We start from the raw sequence: 22,890 nt of genomic DNA on the forward strand, positions 1-22,890 counted from the left end.
TGTTTTCAAATGACATTTTGAACGGCGGTAGATCATAAAGAGCATCGGCCACAGCGAAGGCTGTGGCCGATGCTCTTTATGATTGGAGGAATCAAAGAGAAATCCCTGCAAGCTGTTTCATGGCAGCAAGGTCAATTTCGCCGCTTTCGGGGTGAATGTGTTCCCGCAGCACGGCGATCTGCGGCTTATTGCGCCGCAGCCATCGGAATACGCACTCCAGGTCAATGCTGCCCTGGCCGATATTGCGCCAGACCTTTTCGCCGTGTTCAAATACAATGTCCTTGATGTGGGCAACCGCGATTTCCTCGCCCAAAAGCCGGAAAAAGTCGTCATAGACTTCTGTTTGCCGTTCTGCAGTGTGCTCCAGAATCAAATTGACGGGGTCAAGAATCACTTTCAGGTAATCGGAGCCGACTTCATCGAGCAGCAGGCGGGTCAGCCCGGCGGTATTCAGCGTATGGTCGGCCACGGGCTCGATCGCCACCTGAACGCCCAGACGTTCTGCGTGCTCTACCATCCTCAGCACGCTGTCCTTCAGGTTCCGGTAGCGCTCCGGGCGCAGAGCCTCTTCGGTAAAGGGATCAAGGCGGGTGGTTTCTGTTCCCACGAAGGGCACACCGAGCTCTTTCGCATACGAAAGAGCCAGCAGAAAGTTCTGTACCTGCTGCATTCTTGCCTTCCTGTCAGGAAGAGAGGGTTCGATATAGCACCCCAGAATGCTGATCTCTACCTGCTTGCGCGCAAAGCTGGTTTGAATGGCTGTCAGATCTGCTGGAGTGATGTCCCCCCAGCTATGGATACCAAGAATGGCTTTGGTGGGAGCGAGCTGTACCGCCTCAAACCCGGCTTTATGAATGCAGGATGATAGGTCTTCGGGGGTCATCCGCCCGAAGTCATGCGCTCTGACACCGATTTTCATAGAGTTTCCCGTTCCTTTCTCAGCAGCTCCGCAAAAGCGAACAGAAACGGAGCTACCCCTTTGGCGTCGTTGCTCACTTTTGGTTCGGAGATGTAATAGGCAAAGCTGCCGTCGCGCACTTTATAATCCCCTTTGCCGGGGTATCCTCCAAGGCCCGCCACAAGACAAATGTCCTTTAGCTCGTAACCGTCCTCGCTCTTTATAAACTTATGCCTGAGAACCCCATCAAAAATTCGTTTGCCGTCGTCAAAATAATAATCCGGCAGATATTCCAAACGAACCGCTTTTAGGATAGCGTAGGCAATAGCGCAGGTGCCGCTGGTTTCCAGATAATTGCCCGAGCGGTTTCCGGCATCCGTCACCTGATAAAACAGACCGGCTTCTGGGTCTAAAAAGCACAGCAGGGAATCGATCAAAAGGCGGAGCTGCTCCTGAAGCGTCTGGTACTCATAGAAAAACATTTCGTTCATCTGTTCGGCGGTGTCGACCAGCGCCATGGCATACCAGCCGAGCGAACGGGTCCAGAAGTTCGGGCTGCACCCGGTTTCAGGGTCTGCCCAGAAGCTTTTCTTGGATTCATCATAGCCATGATATAAAAGGCCGCTCGAAGCGTCGCGCATCCGGCGGGCCACGGTTTCAAACTGGATAAAAACGTCACGGTAATTTCGGTTTTCATGAAACCGGCGCTCATAGGCCATGTAAAACGGCTGTACCATGTACAGGCCATCAAGCCAGACCTGATTGGGGTACATTTTTTTATGCCAGAAGTTTCCTTCCGCCGTCCTCGGTTGACGTTGCAGCTGGGAGTAAAGCTGATCGATGGCCCTGCGGTATTTCGCCTTTCCCGTCAGGTCAAACAGACCGAACAGCACCTTGCCCTCGTTGAGATTATCGCAGTTGTAATCCTCCGGATAATAGCCTAAAATCGTGCCTTGCTCATCGATCAGGGCGTCCACATACTGTTCCGCAAATTCCGCGTATCGGCTTTCGCCGGTAGCGCGGTACAGGTCCAGAATAGCCTTGAGCATACAGCCGTCGACGTAATTCCAGCCGGGCTCGCGGTTTTCTAACAAGACCTCCTGGTTCCACGCCGGGCGGGCAGGGGAGGAGCGCCGGAGAAGACCTTCGAAAAAATCCATTACATCAGGATATTCTATCATGCTTTCTCCTCCTGCTCCATTTTATCCACGTGGGTGCCTTCTATTTGATTGTTTTTGAAAGTCAGCTCCTGTACGTTTTTGGCGTAAACCCCCAGGTTGGGGATCAGAACGGGATCGTCCATTAGATCGGGGCATTCCAGCAGCCGCTGTTGCGCAAACCGGAACCGGCTGTTTTTCACTGTTACATTGCGGATGGGGCTTTCCGGCAGACCGTACAGAAAAACGGCACTCCCTGCGATTTCGTCGGCGCAGATGTCGGAGAGGGTGATGTTCTGCACGGCGGGCGTCTCCGCCCCCACCGGCAGGGCTTCTTTGCACTGAACCAAATCGCTATGGCCGTCCGGATCGCAGTGGTAAAACATATTGATCACAAAGCAGTGAGAAACCTGCTCCATTTTCACATGGGAAAAGCGAACGCCGTCCACCACGGAGGTACTCCCGCGCCCACGCCGTGTTTTGATGCGAAAGCCGCGGTCGGTACGGCGAAACAGGCAGTTTTGTACCAGAACATCCTGAACTCCGCACGAAATTTCAGACCCGATCACCACGCCGCCATGCCCCTCTTCCATCAGGCAGCGCCGCACGGTAATTTTTCTGCTGGGGCGCAGATGGCGGCGGCTCAGAAACAGCTTGCCGGATTTGATGGCGATGCAGTCGTCACCCACCTGAAAGCGGCAGCCGACGATCTCTACATTCTCGCAGCTTTCCGGGTTCAGGCCGTCCGTATTCGGGGAATCGGGGTCGCTTTGAATCGTCAGGCCGTAAAAGGCCAGATTACTGGAATACAGGGGATGGATGTTCCATGCGGCGCTGTTTTGGCTGGTGAGGCCGCAGACGGTAATGTCGCTGCAATTCACCAGAGATACATTCCGCGGGCGGTATGCCCGGTTCTTTTTCTTGGGCTCGTTCCACCAACCGCCCTCCATTCCGCTGCCGTTTAAGGTGCCGTCTCCATAAATACGCACCTGCTGAACATCCTTGCCGTATATCAAACTGCAAAAGCAATCGAGCGGGTTCCCCTCCCACGAGGCGTTGATCACAGCGTCGGTGTAATCGTAGCTTTTCTGGTAGCCTTTTACAATGGCCAGAGCATCCCGGTTCGGATTCTGGCGCAGAACGGCGCCCTCTTCCAGATACAGGTCTACGCCGCTCTTGAGAAAAAGATGCTCCACCAGATATTCTCCGCGCGGGAAGATCACCACGGAGCGCGGCGGAGCGGAATAAATCGCCGCATGGATGGCCGCCGTATCATTGCGGATGCCATCGCCTGCGGCGTTATAGTCTTTGATATGGATTGCGAACCCGCAGCGCTCGGTGCGGATCGTCGCAGCGGCGGGTTCCCCCAGGCCGTGGATTTCCACCCGGTATTCCGTGTCGGGCGTAAGGCCGAACAGGCTGATCACCGGGTCGCTCCCGGTCAGAAGGGGTGTGCCGTTTACAAACAGGGTATAAGGCTGTGGAGTATAGAAGCAGCCGTCCTGTACCAGCTCCAGCACAAAGCCGAAAGGGGTAATGGTGAGTATATTCAGCATTCAAAATACCTCTATTTTTTGTAACAGGCGGAAGATTTTCTTCTGCGTACCACCTGTGTTTCCGTGGCTGTCTCATGCCCGCCCGGGCTTCCCCACAGCATGGGGAGACAGATCAGGTAACAGCTCATCAGCTTACAGAAAATTTCCCGCTGTATTAAAATCGAAAGAGTGAGGGGGCGGTCCGCGTTGCTGGACTGAATCTCCAGCCCGAAGAACGCTTTTCCGGCTGTCTGATTCACATTCCAAAATGGAATCTGCACCGCAATCGCGAGCAGAACCGCTGTCAGCAGAGTCAATAAAGCCGAGAGCGCGGTGTTATGCAGCAATTGTTTCAGAACAGGGAGAATGGCAAGGAATGAAAACACCAGAGCGGCCAGACTGACGAGCCAGTCGATCACCTGTGCCAAAAACCGGATCAATCGCATTGCTGTTCCTCCTGTTCTGAATTTGCTTGTAAGAGTTTTTGCGAGCTTCCCTGACAAAAGGGAAGGGGTAGGCTTTGGCAGATAAAAAGCGGAAAACCGGGTATTTCTCCCTCGCCGAAGGCGGGGGAGAAAATCACCGTTTTAGACAGAGCTTTTTGATTATTCTTTTCCGCCGGAGTTGGCCACGCCGTCTACAAAGTAGCGGGAGCCGGCGAAGAAGATGGCGATCATGGGCAAAAGCGCCATAAAAGAGGCCGCGAACAGCTTGCCGTAAACGACCATGGTGTCGCCGTCGAGCTGCTGCTTGAGTATCATCGACATCACCATTTTATCCGGGGTGCGCAGGTAAATCAGCGGGCCCTGGAAGTCGTTCATGCCCCACATAAAGCAGAGCAGGCCGACGGTGATAATGATGGGCTTTAAAATCGGTACGATCACGTAAATCAGCGTTTGCAGGTCGTTGCAGCCGTCGATCACAGCCGCTTCGTCCAGCTCCCTCGGAATAGAGCGCATAAACTGAATCTCCATAAAAATGAAGAAAGAGCAGGTGCCTGCCGCGAAAATATCCTGCACATACAGGGCCGCGTAGGTGTTCAGCAGCCCGACATCCCGGAACAAAAGATACAGAGGGATGCGAAACGCAAGCTCGGGCATCAGCAGGGTTACGATGATCGCCGTGAATACAAACTTCTTCCCCGCGAATTTCTTTCTGGCCACCACATAAGCGGTAAGTGTAGAAGAAACAATGGTGAAGATCGTTTTGGGAATCAGGAACTTCATCGTGTTCCCAAAATAATACGGCAGAATGTGGTCGCTTTTGATCTGCCAGGCCGATTTGAAATTTTCCAGCGTTCCGCGCCCCTGAGGCGGCAGAATCGCCAGCGTGCCGAAAATATCGATGTTTTCTTTAAAGCTGGAGCCGATCATCCAGAGCAGGGGATAGATCAGAAAAACGCCGATCACGATCAGCAGGCCGTACCGGATGGCCGCGTTGAGGGAAAGATTGCCGACTCGATTCATGTTCCGTCCCCCTTAATCATTATAGTAGACCCAATATTTTGAGGACGAGAATACCAGAGCCGTCAATGTGCCGATGATCAGAAGCAAAATCCACGTCAGGGCGCTGGCATAGCCATAATTTCCGTTCATAAAGGCCTGGTCGTAAATGTAGACGTTCAAAAAGTAGGTCGTGTAGTTCGGGCCGCCTTTTGTAATCAGATAGGCGGAATTGAACTCCTGAAACGCCTTGACCAGAACGTTTACCATGTTGAACAGCAGCATGGGGGTAATAATCGGAAGCGTGATGCGGAACAGCTGCTGCAGCTTCGTGGCTCCATCCAGATTCGCCGCCTCATACAAAGAGGCGGAAACATTCTGGAGCGCCGCCAGAAAGATCAGCATGGTGGAGCCGAACTGCCAGGTTTTCAGCAGAATCAGCGTAATGACCGCAAAGCTTTCCTCTTTGAGCCAGAAGACAGGCTCCGCGCCAAAGATTCCCAAAAGCATGTTGACCGGCCCGTTGACGTCAAAAAGCTGAATCCACAAAATCGAGACCGCTACATTCCCCCCTAAAATGGAGGGAATGTAATACGCGGTGCGAAACAGGTTTACGCCTTTGAGTTTGAAATTCAGAATATATGCCACAAAGAAAGAAGTGACGAGGACACAGGGGGTACCGATCAAAACATATTTCATTGTTGCCGCAATGGAAGACCGGAACACATCGTCGTTTGTAAAGATGTGTACGTAGTTGTCAAACCCGATGAATTCCGGGTCGCCGAGAATGGGGTATTCCATCAGCGAGTAAACAAACGAAATGAGGATGGGGTATATCTTGAATACAATAAACCCGATCACCCATGGGATCAGCATCAGATAGGGCGCGAAGTTCCTTTTGCTGCCGGCCCTCATTTGAAGAGTTTATCCAGCTCTTCCTGCTGCTTGGTGATATACTGCTTGGCAGCCTCGGCAGAGCTGAGCTTACCGGAACGATATGCTTCCAGAGCGGCATAGCGGGCGCCGCGCACGTTGGAATCTTCAAAGTAAGGGTCCAGAACGGTCTGGGGGTATTTGGCGAGCATATCGTAGCCTTCCTTCATGATGCCCTTGAGCAGACCGGCTTTTTCCTGCAGGTCGCGGGTAACGGTGTTGGAAGAAATGCCGATGCTGGTGCCAAGTGTACTGACGGCCTCTTCATCGGTGAAGAAGAAGTTGAGGAAATCCGCCGCTACTTCAGGGTTTTTGCTGTTCTTGGAAATTGCATAGCCAAGGTTCGGCTTTACATAGATGTTCGGAGTCTGGCCTGCGGTTTCTACCAGATAGGGAGCAATGCCGATTTCATCCTTCGCATCGCCGCCCTTGTAAGAGCCCAGATATTTATCCATCGAGTTGACCCACTCGTAGATGCTGCCGCCTCGGCCGCTGGTCCAGGTCGGGTCAGATTCGTTGGCGATTGCGTTCTGCTGCTGGAAGGTGGGCATGGCCCCGGATTTTGCGAATTCGTTGTATTGTTCCAGAACCGCGGCAACCTCTTCCTCTGTATACTGCACCTTGCCGTCTACCTGCATGACCTTGCCGGTCTTGTTGTAAAGCATCTGGGCAATAAACAGGTCGGGGCATTCCTTGCCGATGTTCAGCATAACATATTTGTTTTCCGCACCGGTTGCCGTATTGCTTTTACCAATCGTCTTGCCGGCGTCCATCAGTTCTTGATATGTAGTGGGGTATGTAAGCTTTGCCTGTTCAAACATCGGCTTGCTGTACAGCAGGGCGCGCCCTGTCATACCGTGCGGCACGGCCGCCAGCTCGCCGCCGACCGTCATGGCTTTCAGGTATTCGGCATCCCAGTTGTCCAAGTCCAGGTAATCCTTTACGCTGTTCAGGTCCAGAAATACATTTTTGCCCTTGCCGAAGGAATGCACCCAGTTGTAGTTGACCTGCATAATATCCGCTTCGGTTTTGCCGCCAAGCTGGGTCAGAATATTCTGCTGCCAGCCGTCCCACGCGCCATATTCCGCTTTGATCGTCACGTTGGGATGCTTTTTCTGATACAGTGCAATGACCTTCTGAATTGCCTCGTGCCGGTTGTCGGAGCCCCACCACGAGAAACGCAGCTCCACGGGATCGCTCGTGATTTGTCCGGCAGCGGCGCTGCTGGTTTCGCCGGCGCTTTCCGGCGCTTTGGATTGTGTGGAAGCACCCTGACATCCGCCAAGGAGAATAGAACTAGCCAGTGCACAGGACAGTACGCCCGATAAAATTTTCTGATTCAATGACAAACCCTCCTTATTTTATGAATGGCAGTTTCGTATCTTGAACAAGCCCCGGCCCCAAAGCTCCAGAGCCTGTCAAATCCGGGGAATTAAGGTTTTGACTGGTCGCTCGGAATAAAATACTCTTTGAATTCGCCGTTGATTTTCTGGGAAAGCACCTTCAGGTTCCCGTGAAGATGTTCGTGCATGTGCTTTCGCAGTGCCTCCAGGTCTTTTTCTTCCAGAAGCTTATAGATTTCAATATGCTCCTGGTACAGCTGCAGATATCGCGAGGTGGTCAGCGTATCCAGAATGCGGAAGCGGGTGTAATACACCTGGCAGTCCTGAATAATATCCCACATTTTCGTGCGGCCCGCTTTCTGAAAAAGAAGATAGTGAAACTGGCTGTCAATATCGTAGAAATTCTGGGGGTTGGGATTATCGTGCTCAATCATCATCAGCTGCTTCTGCAGGTTGGATTTCAGCTCGTGCATCAAATCATCGTAAGGCCCTTGTTCCAGAATGGTTTTCATGACGTCCACTTCAAGAACATAGCGCATGTAAATGATGTCTTTGATGTACTGCATATCCAGCAGCGTGACAAAGCTGCCCTTCTGGGGGAGGATTTCAATGTATTTCTCTCCCTTCAGACGTAAAAAGGCAGTCTTTACCGGGGTACGTGAAACATGGTAGCTGTTCGCAATCTCGTTTTCACTGATCATCTGGCCCGGTTTGAGCCTTAGGTTCAAAATGTCGTCTTTGAGCGCGTGATAAATGTCGTCACTGCTCATCGATTTCAAATAAGTGTTCAAGATTTCCCTCGTTTCTTGGTATTGACGGTCAATACTTGTATACTTGAATGCAAGATGACAACACCAGAAGTGATTTTTCGTTTGATTTCTGATATGACTATATACCCATGCGAATTGATTTGTCAATACTTTTTTATTTTTTTAAAAAATTTTATCTAATTTGTTGACAGGCTGATAACAAATCTCTACCGGAAACAATATTTCATGAAAACGGCATCTCTTTATTTCAGCAGAGAACATTATTAAATGTAAGGATTTTAATGGACAAATTGGATTGTTTTATTTGCATTAGCTTCACGTTTTTATAAAAATACACAAATAAAAGAGCTGGATTTATCCTTTTGCGCTCTTGACAGAAATCTTTGGGGTGGTATATGATGGTCGAAAGAGAGTGTTTCTGATTAACTTGTATTCAAGTATACAAGATTTTTCGACCGATTTCTGAAAAGAGTCCTGTCACTTCGTGCACTTTAAACCGACCTGATTTTAAGAAAGGGTTTTTCGGGGGGTTCTGCCCGCGTTTTTCCCCGCCGCAGACGGGGGAAAAACCGGTAACTTTAAAATGGCAGGACGATACCATTGGAATCTGCAAAATTACCCGGAGGAAGGGAGCTTTTTATGGATATTCGTTACTCGGCCAATCAAAGAGACGTCAGGAGGTATACAACGGATGAGCTGCGGTCGGAGTTCCTGATCGAGAACCTGTATGTGCCGGACGAAGTCGTTGCGGTATACAGTCATGTGGACCGTATGGTGACCTTGGGATGCATGCCCGTGCGGGAAACGCTGCCCATCGACAAGGGGATCGACGTTTGGGCCAGCTTTGGCACCGAATTCTTTCTGGAGAGAAGAGAAATCGGCATTTTCAATATTGGAGGAACGGGCGTGATCGAGGCCGACGGCCGGCGTTTTTCCATGGGCTGCAAGGACTGCCTGTATATTACCATGGGCACCCGCAGCGTTGCCTTTTCCAGCGAGGACGAAACGAACCCGGCAAAATTCTTTATGGTGAGCGCTCCGGCTCACTGTGCGTATGAAACAACGTTTATCGGGATCGCCGACGCCGCAAAGAAGCCGCTCGGCAGCCTGGAGACCGCCAACAAGAGAGTGATCAATCAGTTTATCCACCCGGATGTGCTGAAAACCTGCCAGCTTTCCATGGGCCTGACGATTCTGGAGCCGGGCAGCGTGTGGAATACCATGCCCGTACATACCCACGAGCGCCGCATGGAGATTTACACCTATATCGATATTCCGAAGGATAACGTGGTATTCCATTTTATGGGCTCTCCCACGGAAACCCAGCATCTGGTGATGCAGAACGAGCAGGCAGTCATCAGCCCCAGCTGGAGTATCCATTCCGGCTGCGGAACCTCCCACTATTCCTTCATCTGGGCGATGGGCGGCGAGAATCAGGCCTTTGACGACATGGATACGGTGGACATCACCGCGCTGAGATAAAAGGAGGAACATGCAATGGAAATAGAAACGATGTTTTCTCTGAAAGGGAAGGTCGCGCTTGTCACCGGCGGCTGCTATGGAATCGGCTTTGCGATTGCCAGCGGACTGGCCGCGGCCGGTGCCAGAATCGCGTTTAACGGAGTCCATGCGGATTCGGTGGAGAGGGCGAAGGAGCAATACGCCAAAGCCGGAATCGACGCGGTGGGCTATGTGTCGGATGTGACCGACGAGGCGCAGGTGAAAGAGATGGTTGCCGATATTGAGAAAAAGATGGGCCCCATCCATATTCTGGTCAATAACGCGGGCGTCATCAAACGGATTCCGATGTGTGAAATGGATGTCGCCGAATTCCGCGAGGTGATCGATGTGGATCTGACCGCGCCGTTTATCGTTGCCAAGACGGTGATTCCGGGTATGATTCAAAACGGCGGCGGAAAAATCATCAACATCTGCTCCATGATGAGCGAGCTGGGCAGAGAAACCGTTTCGGCGTATGCGTCCGCAAAGGGCGGCCTGAAAATGCTGACCAAAAATATCGCGTCGGAATACGGGGAATACAATATTCAGTGCAACGGGATCGGCCCCGGCTATATTGCCACGCCGCAGACGGCATCGCTGCGCGAGAACGGGCACCCATTCAATTCCTTCATCATTTCTAAAACACCGGCGGCCCGCTGGGGGGAGCCGTCCGATCTGATCGGGCCGGCTGTGTTTCTGGCTTCTTCCGCGTCCGATTTCGTAAACGGACACATTTTATATGTGGACGGGGGAATTCTTGCTTATATTGGAAAGCAGCCGAAATAAATCCATTCCATATTCGGGCAGAGAGTTTGGCGATGCCTGTGTGTCAACTCTTTTTCATACCCTCCATAACAAAAGAGAGGCTTTCAAAAAACTGAAAGCCTCTCTTTTGATGCAGGATAAAATACAATTAGTAATAATTATATTTAAATATTCATTTTGTATTATGTAGTTGTTCCAAATTTCGTATGTACTCCGAGAAATCAAACCGGATCAGGGGATTTTTTGGTTCGTCTGGTTTTTTTACGCCATTCCAAATACCACTCTTCAAATGAACCCTCAATATGTTCTTCCGCAGCTTTGCGGGCTTTTACAGCGGCGTCAAAATTACGGTATGACCCCAAGTAATATTGCTTGCGATTCAAGCTGATCACCGCAGTCCACCGGGCGGATCTCCCTTTGTTCCTTTTGAGATGTACGCCTCTGACACCGCTTGTATTGTTCCACTGCGGTTTGGAAAAAATACTTTTGCGTACACTCCGTACGCATCCGCAGCTTTTCACAAGTCCCTTGGTGAGAGATGTGGTAGGTACCGCTATGGTAACTCCGCAGTCGCAACGGCACGTCCATAAAACGCAGGTACCCTTGCGTTCCCCACTGTCGCCGACGACAGTCAATAATCCGAATTTCTGGCCGGCCAGATCTGATTTGCGTGGCATACATTTCCCCTCCTGTCATTTGAGTTCCATTAGAATGCTTCGCTGATTTTTGCTGGGAAACATTGCTAACTTTGATTTAAAGTAAAAAAAATCCAAAAGCATGATTCTGTTTACAAGAAAAAGAATCTCACTTTTGGATTACAATGGCGGAGAGGATGCGACTCGAACGCACAATGCCTTGCGGCACACCACATTTCCAATGTGGCTCCTTACCATTAGAATACCTCTCCATATGGCATCAAACCCGCTGCCGGGCTGGCGACTATGTTATTATAGCGAAACTTATTACAAAAATCAAGTCCATTTTTTAATATCGGGCAAAAATTTTTTATTTGTTTCTGTTTTATGGGAACAAATGGTATAATAACCTCACGGCGTAAGCGAAAGCAAAGCTTTCGACGCCTGAGAGAGCATTGAAACATGATAACGCGGCTCAGAAAACGGCTTGATACGGTCGGGAGGACTTTGTGTTGGCCATCATGTTATAATAACCGCAGCGGCTTATCATATCCCAATTGATAAATATACCACAACGGTGCGCTGTGCCTGTGGTATAATCATCCTAATGGCCGTCCCGCCGCGAGCCAAAGCGAGCTTCGGGAAAGTTTTATTGGCCGCGGAGCGGACTGTGACAGAAAAAGATCAGGAGGTATGGATGGTATGGAACGAATCGAAATTGCGAAAATTCTCACCAGCCCTCAGGAATATGCAGAAAAAACAATTACCGTTTGCGGCTGGGTCAAAAGCATCCGGGATTCCAAAGCGCTTGGGTTTATTGATTTGAACGACGGCAGCAGCTTTGCGGGGCTTCAGGTTGTGTTTGAAGCGCAGAACGTTGAAAATTTTGCGGAGATCGCAAAGCAGAATGTAGGTGCGGCGCTTTGTGTGACCGGTACGCTGGTGCCAACGCCGGAGGCAAAACAGCCCTGCGAGCTGCACGCCGCACAGATTGCGGTGGAAGCATCCTCTGCGCCCGAATATCCTCTGCAAAAGAAACGTCATTCTGTGGAATTCCTGCGCACCATCGCGCATCTGCGGCCGCGCACCAATCTGTTCAGCGCTGTGTTTCGTGTGCGCTCTGCGGCGGCCTTTGCCATTCACCGTTTCTTTCAGGAGCGCGGCTTCGTCTACGCCAATACGCCGCTGATCACCGCCAGCGACTGCGAGGGGGCAGGGGAGATGTTCCATGTCACCACGCTCGACCCGGTCAATCCGCCCCTGTGTGAGGACGGCTCCGTGGATTACAGCAAGGACTTCTTCCAGCGCCACACCTCGCTGACCGTATCCGGCCAGCTGGAGGGGGAGTGCATGGCACTGGCGTTCGGTAAAATATATACCTTTGGGCCCACCTTCCGCGCAGAAAAATCATACACGGCGCGCCATGCGGCGGAGTTCTGGATGGTTGAGCCGGAAATCGCGTTTGCCGATCTTTCGGACGACATGCGTCTGGCGGAGGACATGCTCCGCTACGTGATCCGTTCCGTGATGGATTCCTGCCCGCAGGAGCTGAACTTTTTCAACCGCTTTATCGATACCGGCCTTTTGGAACGCCTGCGCCATGTGGCGGAATCGGACTTTGCCCATGTGACATATACACAGGCAGTGGAACTGCTCGAGCGCGAAAACAGCCGGTTTGAATACCCCGTTTCTTGGGGCTGCGACCTGCAGACCGAGCATGAGCGGTATCTGACCGAGCAGGTGTTCGGCAAGCCGCTCTTTGTTACGGATTACCCGAAGGAGATCAAGGCGTTCTACATGCGTCTGAACGACGACGACAAAACCGTGGCCGCCATGGATCTGCTCGTGCCCGGTATCGGCGAGATCATCGGCGGCAGCCAGAGAGAGGAACGGCTGGAGCTCTTGCAGCGCCGCATGCGCGAAACAGGCCTTTCCGAAGAGGAGTACTGGTGGTATCTCGATCTGCGCCGCTACGGCGGAGCCAAACACGCGGGCTTTGGCCTGGGCTTTGAGCGCCTGGTGATGTATTTGACCGGCGTTTCCAATATCAGGGATGTCCTTCCCTTCCCGCGAACAACCGGTTCCGCGGAGTTTTAATACGAATCTGCCTTGCTGAAAAATAAAAAACAGTTGTGTCTCCCGACTCTGGCGGGAGACACAACTGTTTTTTTTAAGATCAATCAAATTGATATTTGGAATAAAAATCCCCGAAAAAAGCAAAATGCTCTACTTTTTTGTGAAAAACCTGCCAAATATAACAAAAATGCAGGAACGATAAATTTAACTTGCGTTTTTGATCTGAATATATTAGAATGGTAATGCTTTCAATATCATTTATGCAGGTTTGGAAAAGGAGATGCTCAAATGGAATATGGTTTATTGTCCAGACAGGAACTGGAACAGGAAAAGCAAAAGGTTCAGCAACAGTATGATGCTTTCAAGGCACAGGGTCTGAAGCTGAATATGGCCAGAGGAAAGCCCTCTCCCGAACAGCTGAATCTTTCTATGGATATGCTCAATATGCTGACGTCGGACTCCAATATGATCGCTTCCACCGGGGACGATCTGCGCAATTACGGTATGCCTGAGGGCGTGCCCGAGCTGCGCGCGATTCTGGCGCAGATGATGCAGGTGCGCCCCGAGAATGTCATCATCGGCGGCAACTCCAGCCTCAATATGATGTTCGACTTCATTTCCTGCGGTATGACGCACGGCTTTTCCGGCTGCAAGCCCTGGGGCAAGCAGGAGAAAATCAAGTTTTTGTGCCCTTCCCCCGGGTATGACCGCCACTTTGCCATCACGGAATATTTCGGCTTTGAGCTGATTCTGGTTCCGATGATCGATGGCAGCCCCGATATGGATATGATCGAGCGCCTGGTTGCCGAGGATGATACCATTAAAGGCATGTGGTGCGTGCCGAAGTATTCGAACCCGCTTGGAACCACCTATTCCGACGACGTGGTTCGCCGCATTGCAGCGCTCAAACCCGCCGCGCCGGACTTCCGCGTGATGTGGGATAACGCGTACTGTGTCCATGACCTGACCGATACCCCCGACGTGCTGCTTGACTTGTATGCGGAATGCGAAAAGACCGGGAACACCGAGCTGCCGGTATTTTTCTGCTCCACCTCTAAAATTACATTCCCGGGTGCGGGTATTGCTGCAATGGCAGCGGGAGAAAAAACATATCAGGATTTCAGAAAGCATCTTTCGTTCCAGACCATCGGCCCCGACAAGCTCAACCAGATGCGTCACCTGCTGTATCTGCGCGATCTGGACGGCATTTTGGCGCATATGAAGCTTCACAGAGAGAGTATCGCCCCCAAGTTCAAGGTGGTGCTCGATACTCTCAGCAGCGAGCTGGGTGATAAGAACATCGCTTCCTGGACGAATCCGAACGGCGGCTATTTTGTGAGCGTCGATGTGATGGAAGGTTGCGCAAAGCGCGTTGTTCAGCTGTGTAAGGAAGCCGGTGTGGTTCTTACCGGTGCGGGCGCGGCATTCCCCTACGGCAAAGACCCCAAAGATACCAACATCCGTGTCGCCCCCACGTATCCGTCTCTGGAAGAGATGAAAAAGGCCATCGCGGTGTTCTGTGTCAGCGCTCGTCTGGCTGCTTTGGAAAAGCTGCTTGGCTAAGCTTCCCGGCAGGTTTTCATGTTTGAACCGAATAAAACGAGGTCATAGTCTATTTAAGACTATGACCTCGTTCTTTCGTTGCCGCTATTGGGTGACAATTGTGTTTCTATGCTGCCACAGGGGATCAATTCGCTGTGTTATGCGCGATCTTCCTGTTCCTGGTCAATCATAAAATTCCATAGGAAGGGCGATTTGCCGCAGAGTGTTCAGCCAGTTATCCGGAAATTCAAGCGTAGCAGGCTCACCGTTATGGTATCGCTTATGTTGGCCCCAAGGTTTATCAACTGAGAAATCGATTCTCGAAAGACATCCTTTCGATCAATACCATTTCAATCTTCCAATACATCAAAATATTCCAAATCAAATTCTATGGCAAACAGTCCGTTCTCTATTTTCTGTTTCATTTCACCTACAGACAAAGAACGGTCAAATTTTCGTATGAATGCAATGTAAGACAGGATGTGATGATCCGGTGCTATTTTGCATTGAATCAAATCCATAAATGAATTCCCACCGTTCTGATTTCCGTCTTTTCGCTCAGAAAATGATCTTCAAATTATATTATAAAAGAGAGCGGGATACAAGTATAAGGATATTGCTGATTTTTTTCGGAATGATTTGTCGAAAGCGGGCAAACCAAGGCTTTTCCATTGACTTTTTGCGGGTATAATCTTATAATAAGCTTTGTTATGTACGCGGCTGCGGTTCCACCTGGAACGCAGCCGCGGAAACCTTAATGCTATTGGAGGATATTTGCATGAAGCGAGTAGGAAAACCGGTGTTTTTCGTCGTCGCCCTCCTGATCCTGCTTTTTACCTACACCGCCATTTTTGGGGTATATGCGCAAAACGGGGACAATCGCACTACATATGTAAAAGGTGCGGGCGACATTCGATGGGGCATCGACATCCGCGGAGGGGTAGAGGCGACCTTTACACCCGATACCGGAAAGGGAGCGACCGAGGATCAGCTCAATGCGGCAAAGTCGACGATTGAACTGCGTTTGGTCAACAATAATATCACGGATTATGAGATCTATACCGACGATCACAATGACCGTATTATTGTTCGTTTCCCCTGGAAAAGCGGCGAACAGAACTTTGACCCTGAAACAGCCATTCAAGAGCTGAGCGCGACCGCGCTGCTCACCTTCCGTGAAGGGGCTGATTACGCAACCACCGAGACCGGCTCCGACGGTCAGCCGGTGTACAAGACCCCTACAGGTACGACAAAGGATACGATTATCCTGCAGGGCGACGATGTTGTGTCGGCTCAGCCGCAGGTTTATCAGAATCCCGATTCCGGCAAGACCGAGTATCTGGTTGCACTGGAATTCAGCAAAGAGGGATCTACTAAATTTGCTGAGGCAACAGAGCGTTTGGTTGGACAAACCATCTCGGTCTGGATGGACGATGTGATGATTTCCGCCCCGAACGTCAAAGAGGCGATTACAGACGGTAAATGCACCATTGAGGGCAACTTCACAGCCGCGGAGGCTTCGTCTCTGGCCGCGAAGATCAGCGCCGGTGCTCTGCCGTTCAAGCTGACGACCACCAACTTCCAGACGATCAGCCCGTCCCTCGGCAGCAGCTCGCTGGATGCCATGCGCTGGGCCGGTGTGATTGCATTTGCACTGGTGTGTCTGTTCATGCTGTTCTTGTTCCGCCTGCCAGGCCTGATCGCCGTAATCGCGTTGATGGGACAAGTTGCCCTGTCGTTTGCGGCCGTTTCGGGATATTTCCCCTTCCTCAATAGCTTTACGATGACGCTGCCCGGCATCGCCGGTATCATCCTTTCCATTGGCATGGGCGTGGATGCGAATATCATCACTGCCACCAGAATCAAAGAAGAGCTGTGGGCCGGCAAAACGCTGGACGGAGCAATCCAGAAGGGTAACGCCAACAGCTTCTGGGCGATTTTCGATGGTAACATCACCGTTATTATCGTTGCCGTGATTCTGATGCTGGTATTCGGGCCCACCAATCTGTTCTCTGCTTTGTTCGGTTCCTCCACCACAGGGGCTATCTATTCCTTTGGATATACCCTGCTGATCGGAACGATCGGCAACTTTATCATGGGCGTTACCGCAACCCGTCTGATGACCAAATCCATTTCCGGGTTCCGATTCGCACGCAGCAAGTGGCTGTATGGAGGTGCCGATAAATGAAAACTTTTCACATTCGTTTTTACGAGAACCGCAGAATTTATTTTGCGATTTCACTGGGCCTGATGGCAATCGGCCTGATCTTCAACATTATTTTCGGCACTCAGCTCGATATTCAGTTCACCGGCGGTGCGCTGATCAAGTATTCCTATACCGGCGCCATCGATCAGGAAAAGGTGCAGGATATCGTTCAGGCTACGACAAGCAAGCCTGTGACCGTTAACATCAACGAGGACGTCAAGTCCGCGGACGACGGGAAATCGCTCAATAATGTATCGATTTCCTTCTCCGGCACAGAATCCCTGACCGTTGAGCACCAGCAGGCGGTGGCCGCCGCGCTGGAAAAGGAATACCCAAGTGCAAACTTTGCTGTGGTGGAATCCAGCTCCGTCAACCCGGTGATGGGCCGCGATTTCTTCCTCAAGTGCCTGTTGTCCGTATTGGTTGCGGCCTTGCTGCTGATCGTCTACATTGCGTTCCGCTTTAAGAAGATCGGCGGTGCTTCGGCGGGTACCATGGCGATTATCGCCCTGCTGCACGACGTGGCGATGGTGTACTTTACGTTTGTCATTTTCCGCATGCCGATCAACGATAACTTTATCGCGGTTGTGCTGACGATTCTCGGTTATTCGCTGAACGATACGATCATCATTTACGATCGTATCCGTGAAAACCGCAAGCTGATGGGCCCGAAGGCCGACTATGGCACTTTGGTCGACACCAGCATCAACCAGACCCTGACCCGTTCTCTGTACACCGCGGGCTGCACCTTTGCCGCAATCGCGGTGGTGTATATCGTCAGCGTGATGTACAACCTGGATTCCGTGCAGACCTTTGCTCTGCCGATGATGGTAGGTATCATTACCGGCTGCTATTCCTCAGTTTGCGTTGCCGGTCCGCTGTATGTCATGTGGCAGAAGCACAAGCAGCAGAAGAAACAGCAGGCGGTTGCTTCTTCCCGCTGAGTTTAGGTTGTCTGGCAGAGAAAAACGAATAAGAATCATTGAGCCACCCCAAGTGTTACATTGCTTGGGGTGCTTTTTGTTGAAGAAAGAACTGAAAATATTTTGGCTTTTTTGGAAGAATCTGTAACAAAACATCGTTATTAATCGTTATATATATGAAGGCTTTTCGGAAAAGTGTGATTTATTGTAATTTTATTTGGAGAAAGGGGGCTACGCAATATTTTAGCGAATGATGGCCTTTTGTCTCTGCACAATTGGAGTGAAGATATTATGTTTTATAAGGAGAGATAGCAAAATGAACAGAATAAAGAAAATTAGTTTATTATCATGCGCAATTTTATTAATTTCGGCAAACACCTCTTTCCCGGCATATGCAGCTGAAAGTAAAGCAACTACTTCTCAAGCAATTTCATCAGTTAATTCTACTGGAGAAAATATTGGCTTAACGCCAATAGAGCCCGGAACTTCTTCTGGAGTTGTGCCCTTCGGAACAGAGGTTCCGACTAAACTTTGGGATGTTTCCAAAAGCTATTATTATTTAAGTGGAAAATCGAATGTTGGAAAGTTATATACAGAATATGCTTTTTATAATAAATATAGCTATTCTATTCAAATCCATAACCAATCCACCTCTACTCTTACTGTAAAAGTAAAAAGTTTAAGTTCTGATACAGTGTATAATACAGTTTCAATACCCGGAAATTCTGAGCGGTCTTTCACAGTTACCGGAACGTCATTAGAATCAAAAATCTATTTAGAGTTTAAGGCAAATATTTTAGGATACATTGATGTGATTGGTACAATCGAGTAATTTTAGAATTGTCTTTTAAAACTACACACTTATGATTTTGTAAGTGTGTAGTTTTATTTTTATAAAAGGAGAAAAAGAATGTCTACGACAGCGCTGAAAATCATTGCACTTGTCTTTATGGTTGTTGACCATATTGGGCAGTTTCTTCCCAACATGCCGATTTGGCTCCACTGGATCGGCAGACTCTCGTTTCCCATTTTCATTTTTTGCTCCACACAGGGCTTTTCTCATACGAGAAGCAAGAAAAAGTACATCATTCGGCTTTATCTTGCGGGTGTGTTCATGGAGCTTGCAAAGCGTGTGGTCTTTTATTCCTTCCATGCAATTCCTGGGTTTTCCAGTCCTGCGGGAGTCATTGGTAATAATATTTTCCGGCCTCTATTTTGCCTGAGCATTCTCTATTTTCTAATAGATCGTTTTCGCCAAAAGGATGGAAGCTTTCAAAAATATTTACTTCGGTATGGTGTCTGGCAGATTGGAGCTTATTTGCTCTTGATTTTGCTGCCAATGGTAGTTCCGATTACTACCGGCTTTACCATCTTGATAGAGTTTCTGCCCACTTTGCTCGGCAGCATTTTCTATTTAGAGGGCGGTTGGGTGTATTTGCTGTTGGGGGTGATACTCTACTGGGTAAAGGATGACAGAAAGCGTTTGGCCCGTGCCTATACTGCTTTTTGCGTTGTGCTCTTTTTGTTGCTTTTTACCCAGTTTGTACCGCATTGCCTTGCTCAGCTGATCGAAATATTCCGTCTTCCGGATTTATATTCCTTTTTCTATGAGCTCTGCCTGAAGGCTGTAGGAATTCCTCCGGCCTACACACCTGACCCGACCGCAATTCTTTTCAAGTATTATTCGTGGATGATGCTTGGGGCGCTTCCGTTTTTAGTAAGCTACAATGGACAAAGGGGAAAAGGATGGAAATACTTTTTCTATGTTTTCTATCCCTTGCACATTTTTGTGCTGTACTATATTGGCGGGATTCTTGGCGGCGCAGGATGATGGTAAAACTTTCAGCATAAAAAGAGCATCGCCGCAACATTTGCGGCGATGCTCTTTTGGGGAAAAGTCATTCCAGCTTTTCCGCTGTTTTATAGTGGTGCTTTTGCGTCAGCGCGTAAAAGCTCAAAAAGCTTTTGGCCTGTTCCTCAAGAGTCAGATTCCCCATTGTGCGGGCCACCAGCTTTTTCATAGCCGCTTCTTTTTCCGGGGAAAGAGATGCAAAATTGTGCAGGATTTTTTCAATATCGGTTTCCGGATCATATGCAAAGCCGTTGACTCCGTCCACCAGCAGTTCCGCACAGGCGCTGTTCTTCGGCAGAATGACCGGCAGCCCGCTGACAATAGCTTCGAGCGGAGCAGCCTTCATGGCGTCGGATTCAGATGCGCTGAAAAATGCGCTGCAAACCTGGTAGCAAAGCGGAATCTGTTCGCGCGGAACCTCTCCGGCGAACGTGACGCGGGTGGAAATTCCCAGCAGATTGGCTTTGTTCTTCAGCTCGTCAAGCTGCGGGCCTGTGCCGACGATTGCCAGATGCAGCTTGTTTTGACCCTTGCATAAGGCAGCCCAGTGATCAAGCAGGGCATCCACTCCGTTATCTTTTCCCAGCGTTCCAACAAACAGGACCCCTGTTTTTCCGGTGATCCCAAGACGACGGCGGATCGCTTCCGTTTTCTCGCCATCCGGTGCTTTTTCGCGCAGCTGCTCCGTGTCTACACAAAGGGGAGAAACGGTCAGCTGGCGGTGTTTGCACAGCGGACGGATTTTGCGCAGGATTTTTTGCGAGGGGCTTGTCACCAGATCCGAAAAGGCCAGCGCCTTGCGGTAGGTGCTCTGGCACAACCGTTTGCCCAGCAGGCGGCGTACTCCTCTGCCATAAAAGCCCTCGCTGATGTCGTGAGTGCTCTGCACGGTGGTGATCAGCGGCAAGTCGTGCGAAAGGGCGTATTTCAGCCCAAGCCCGCCCACGGAACAGAATGTAAACAGGTGGATCACATCCGGATCAAAATCATCGATGAACTCTTTTAACCGATTCAGCTTTGTCCGCTGGCCAGTTTGTCCATAGATCGTATCGGAGGGCTTAGCCGGACCGAACAGGGTATGCTGTTCCAGATAGCATTCTTCCGATTCCACGTCCGTACTGACCACCAGTACCTCATGCCCCAGGCGGATGAGAGATTGGGCAAGCAGCAGAATCTGTGTTTCTACCGCGGAGGTTTGGGGCAGATATGTTTCTGTAAAAATGGCGATTTTCATAATTCCTCCCGTTCCGGTCAGCCGGGCCGTCCGGCAAATCCGATGGCTCTGACCGATCCGCAAATCATCAAGAATGGATTCGTTTTATCGCAGATAAAGCGGCAGAATTGCAGTGGTTGCAACCATACCGCGGGGACATTCCTTAAAAAGGAAAAAAGCATACAATCGCTTCCCAAAAACAGATATGGGAGTTCCATTCGATTGTGCCTTTCAAAAGTATTATAGTATAGCAAAGTGGATTTGTCTTGCTGAAAAATTTTTTTCTTTCAATTTTTACGAAAATTTTCGGTGCGCGTGCAGGTTTAGCGTGTTGTCTCTCTTGAAGCAAGCTGTGCATGCAGATTCCCCATGCGGGATAAGTACAGGGAAGTTCGACTCTCTCAAAACTCCATCGAAAGCTTTGCTTTCACCTACGTCGTGAGGTTATTATATCATCCATAACCAAACAAGCCCATGAAAATTCTATCTCAAAACTCGAAATCATCAAGCAGATGATTCGATGGTCTCTCAGATGTCGAAAGCTTTGCTTTCAACTACGCCGTGAGGTTATTATATCATCCATAACCAAAACAAGCCCACGAAAACCCATTTCAACACTCGGAATCACTAAGCCGATGATTCAATGTTCTCCCAGACGTCGAAAGCTTTGCTTTCAACTACGTCGTGAGGTTATTATATTATCCATAACCAAAACAAGCCCACGAAAACCTATTTCAACACTCGGAATCACTAAGCCGATGATTCAATGTTCTCCCAGGCGTCGAAAGCTTTGCTTTCGTTTACGCCGTGAGGTTATTATAACATAAAATTTCCATGTTCAGTCATTTCTTTTGCCAGTTTGGGCAAATTGAGTTTCAGGTGTTCCATCATTGAATTCTACCCGTTTTTAAGCTATAATAACATTAATGATAATTGACGAAATAGGAGCGCAGCAAAAGCAATTTTGGTTTACGGCAGGATTCCCGACGTTTGAAACGGACAGAGGGCAGTATGGTCCTTCGTTCAGACGGCAAAAAATATAGGAGTGATAATGATGAGCGGCTACGAGAACCACGGCGCACAGACAACATATACGGTTCCGCTTTCCAAGGTAATTAAAGAGCTTTCCCTTCGTCCTGTTTATATGCCGGTTGACCCGGAAAAGCTGTTGATTTCTTCCCGTGAGGTGAATCGTCCGGGTTTAGAGCTTAACGGCTTTCTGGATTACTTTGATTCTCACCGTATTCTGATCATGGGCAATACGGAAACAGCCTTTTTAAGCAGCTTTTCGCCGGAGGAACGGCAGGTTTCTCTCAATAAGCTGCTGTCGAAAAAATCGCCGGCGGTGATTGTGGCGCGCGACATTGAGCCGATGCCCGAGCTGCTGGAAGCGGCTCAGATTTACGGCGTGTCGGTATTCAGTTCATCCGAACCCACCAGCGACCTGATGGCCGCGCTTGTATCGTATGTCAACGTCGAGCTGGCCCCGCGCATCACGCGTCACGGCGTTCTAGTAGAGGTATACGGCGAAGGCATCTTCTTGGTGGGCGACAGCGGCGTCGGAAAAAGCGAAACGGCCATTGAGCTGATTAAACGCGGTCACCGCCTGATTGCCGACGACGCGGTGGAAATCCGCCGGGTATCGGCAAAATCCCTGGTCGGTACCTCGCCGGAAAATATCCGTCATTTTATTGAGCTGCGCGGCATAGGCATTATCAATGCCCGGCGCATTTTCGGTATGGGCGCCGTCAAGGTGACCGAGAAAATCGATATGGTCATCAGTCTGGAACAATGGGACAGCTCTAAGAATTACGACCGCATGGGTCTTGAGAATGATTATACAGAGATTCTGGGGATTCGGGTGCCGATTCTGACGATTCCGGTGAAGCCGGGGCGTAACCTCGCGGTGATTATCGAGGTGGCCGCCATGAACAACCGTCAGAAAAAGATGGGCTACAATGCCGCACAGGAGCTGCTGAGCAGCCTTGGTCTGGATTCTAAAATGCTGGAGCCGACCGAAAAAAAGCTGGATTTTGATTTGTGATGCCGGAGCGGATGGCTCCGGTATTTCCTGTGGGCAAAAATAACTAGGAGGCATCT

The 22,890-nt window shown here is 50.0% G+C and carries 20 protein-coding genes and 1 tRNA gene; 9 read left to right on the forward strand and 12 right to left on the reverse strand.

Annotated features, from left to right (window positions below; translation table 11 throughout):
* Positions 1 to 91: 91 nt before the first annotated feature.
* The 8 genes from HMPREF1141_RS06325 to HMPREF1141_RS06360 all read right to left on the reverse strand — a co-directional run bounded on the left by HMPREF1141_RS06325 (position 92) and on the right by HMPREF1141_RS06360 (position 8,099).
* Entirely contained in the window at positions 92 to 919 is an 828-nt protein-coding gene (locus HMPREF1141_RS06325) for a sugar phosphate isomerase/epimerase family protein (protein ID WP_009062220.1), read from the reverse strand.
* Positions 916 to 2,079, reverse strand: a complete 1,164-nt coding sequence (locus tag HMPREF1141_RS06330; protein WP_009062347.1) for a glycoside hydrolase family 88 protein — start codon at positions 2,077 to 2,079, stop codon at positions 916 to 918. Before HMPREF1141_RS06330 ends, HMPREF1141_RS06325 begins: the two co-directional genes overlap by 4 nt.
* A complete protein-coding gene (locus tag HMPREF1141_RS06335) occupies positions 2,076 to 3,611 on the reverse strand; it encodes a glycoside hydrolase family 28 protein (protein ID WP_009062369.1) in 1,536 nt (511 codons plus the stop codon). The genes HMPREF1141_RS06330 and HMPREF1141_RS06335 overlap by 4 nt, the downstream gene beginning before the upstream one ends.
* An 11-nt stretch (positions 3,612 to 3,622) precedes the next feature.
* Positions 3,623 to 4,036 (reverse strand): RDD family protein, encoded by a 414-nt coding sequence (locus tag HMPREF1141_RS06340; protein WP_009062367.1) that lies wholly within the window; start codon positions 4,034 to 4,036, stop codon positions 3,623 to 3,625.
* Between the two features lie 159 nt (positions 4,037 to 4,195).
* The gene (locus HMPREF1141_RS06345; RefSeq protein WP_009062239.1) at positions 4,196 to 5,056 is read right to left on the reverse strand and encodes a carbohydrate ABC transporter permease; all 861 of its coding nucleotides are present in this window, start codon (positions 5,054 to 5,056) and stop codon (positions 4,196 to 4,198) included.
* A gap of 12 nt (positions 5,057 to 5,068) precedes the next feature.
* Positions 5,069 to 5,947: a sugar ABC transporter permease gene (locus HMPREF1141_RS06350; protein ID WP_009062236.1), complete on the reverse strand. Its 879-nt coding sequence runs from the start codon at positions 5,945 to 5,947 to the stop codon at positions 5,069 to 5,071.
* Positions 5,944 to 7,308, reverse strand: coding sequence for an extracellular solute-binding protein (locus HMPREF1141_RS06355; protein ID WP_009062225.1), 1,365 nt, complete (start codon positions 7,306 to 7,308; stop codon positions 5,944 to 5,946). The genes HMPREF1141_RS06350 and HMPREF1141_RS06355 overlap by 4 nt, the downstream gene beginning before the upstream one ends.
* 89 nt (positions 7,309 to 7,397) lie before the next feature.
* Positions 7,398 to 8,099 carry a GntR family transcriptional regulator gene (locus tag HMPREF1141_RS06360; RefSeq protein WP_009062268.1) on the reverse strand — a complete coding sequence of 234 codons (702 nt, stop codon included), beginning with the start codon at positions 8,097 to 8,099 and terminating at the stop codon, positions 7,398 to 7,400.
* Between the two features lie 618 nt (positions 8,100 to 8,717).
* Here HMPREF1141_RS06360 and kduI point away from each other — a divergent pair.
* Both kduI and HMPREF1141_RS06370 read left to right on the forward strand, forming a co-directional pair.
* A complete protein-coding gene (gene kduI, locus HMPREF1141_RS06365; RefSeq protein WP_035316674.1) occupies positions 8,718 to 9,560 on the forward strand; it encodes a 5-dehydro-4-deoxy-D-glucuronate isomerase in 843 nt (280 codons plus the stop codon).
* Between the two features lie 15 nt (positions 9,561 to 9,575).
* On the forward strand, positions 9,576 to 10,364 hold the full coding sequence (locus HMPREF1141_RS06370; protein ID WP_009062328.1) for a gluconate 5-dehydrogenase: 789 nt from the start codon (positions 9,576 to 9,578) through the stop codon (positions 10,362 to 10,364).
* Between the two features lie 200 nt (positions 10,365 to 10,564).
* Here the strand turns inward: HMPREF1141_RS06370 and HMPREF1141_RS16860 are convergent, their stop codons facing one another.
* Together HMPREF1141_RS16860 and HMPREF1141_RS06380 are read right to left on the reverse strand one after the other, a co-directional pair.
* On the reverse strand, positions 10,565 to 11,020 hold the full coding sequence (locus HMPREF1141_RS16860) for a hypothetical protein (protein WP_051044282.1): 456 nt from the start codon (positions 11,018 to 11,020) through the stop codon (positions 10,565 to 10,567).
* A gap of 144 nt (positions 11,021 to 11,164) precedes the next feature.
* Positions 11,165 to 11,250 (reverse strand) — tRNA-Ser (locus HMPREF1141_RS06380).
* A gap of 430 nt (positions 11,251 to 11,680) precedes the next feature.
* On the opposite strand from HMPREF1141_RS06380, the gene asnS reads away from it, so the two are divergent.
* On the forward strand, positions 11,681 to 13,075 hold the full coding sequence (asnS, locus tag HMPREF1141_RS06385) for an asparagine--tRNA ligase (RefSeq protein WP_009062330.1): 1,395 nt from the start codon (positions 11,681 to 11,683) through the stop codon (positions 13,073 to 13,075).
* 267 nt (positions 13,076 to 13,342) lie between these two features.
* Positions 13,343 to 14,617: an aminotransferase class I/II-fold pyridoxal phosphate-dependent enzyme gene (locus HMPREF1141_RS06390; RefSeq protein WP_009062376.1), complete on the forward strand. Its 1,275-nt coding sequence runs from the start codon at positions 13,343 to 13,345 to the stop codon at positions 14,615 to 14,617.
* A 329-nt stretch (positions 14,618 to 14,946) separates the two neighbouring features.
* Here HMPREF1141_RS06390 and HMPREF1141_RS17320 read toward each other — a convergent pair whose 3' ends face one another.
* The gene (locus tag HMPREF1141_RS17320; RefSeq protein ID WP_009062304.1) at positions 14,947 to 15,117 is read right to left on the reverse strand and encodes a hypothetical protein; all 171 of its coding nucleotides are present in this window, start codon (positions 15,115 to 15,117) and stop codon (positions 14,947 to 14,949) included.
* A 257-nt stretch (positions 15,118 to 15,374) separates the two neighbouring features.
* Between HMPREF1141_RS17320 and secD the strand changes: the two genes are divergently transcribed.
* From secD to HMPREF1141_RS06405, 4 genes are all read left to right on the forward strand, one after another.
* A complete protein-coding gene (gene secD / locus HMPREF1141_RS06395) occupies positions 15,375 to 16,784 on the forward strand; it encodes a protein translocase subunit SecD (RefSeq protein ID WP_009062282.1) in 1,410 nt (469 codons plus the stop codon).
* Complete coding sequence (secF, locus tag HMPREF1141_RS06400; protein WP_009062257.1) at positions 16,781 to 17,746, forward strand: protein translocase subunit SecF; 966 nt, start codon at positions 16,781 to 16,783, stop codon at positions 17,744 to 17,746. Before secD ends, secF begins: the two co-directional genes overlap by 4 nt.
* Positions 17,747 to 18,041: 295 nt before the next feature.
* On the forward strand, positions 18,042 to 18,557 hold the full coding sequence (locus tag HMPREF1141_RS17325) for a hypothetical protein (protein WP_009062276.1): 516 nt from the start codon (positions 18,042 to 18,044) through the stop codon (positions 18,555 to 18,557).
* A 78-nt stretch (positions 18,558 to 18,635) separates the two neighbouring features.
* Positions 18,636 to 19,556, forward strand: a complete 921-nt coding sequence (locus HMPREF1141_RS06405; protein WP_009062280.1) for a TraX family protein — start codon at positions 18,636 to 18,638, stop codon at positions 19,554 to 19,556.
* Between the two features lie 67 nt (positions 19,557 to 19,623).
* Here HMPREF1141_RS06405 and HMPREF1141_RS06410 read toward each other — a convergent pair whose 3' ends face one another.
* Positions 19,624 to 20,811: a glycosyltransferase gene (locus tag HMPREF1141_RS06410; protein WP_009062218.1), complete on the reverse strand. Its 1,188-nt coding sequence runs from the start codon at positions 20,809 to 20,811 to the stop codon at positions 19,624 to 19,626.
* A 1,033-nt stretch (positions 20,812 to 21,844) separates the two neighbouring features.
* Here HMPREF1141_RS06410 and hprK point away from each other — a divergent pair.
* Positions 21,845 to 22,834 (forward strand): HPr(Ser) kinase/phosphatase, encoded by a 990-nt coding sequence (hprK, locus tag HMPREF1141_RS06415; protein ID WP_042433227.1) that lies wholly within the window; start codon positions 21,845 to 21,847, stop codon positions 22,832 to 22,834.
* Positions 22,835 to 22,890: the final 56 nt, after the last annotated feature.

The sequence above is a fragment of the Clostridium sp. MSTE9 genome (genome assembly GCF_000277625.1).
Taxonomy (GTDB): Bacteria; Bacillota; Clostridia; order Oscillospirales; family Acutalibacteraceae; genus Faecalispora; species Faecalispora jeddahensis.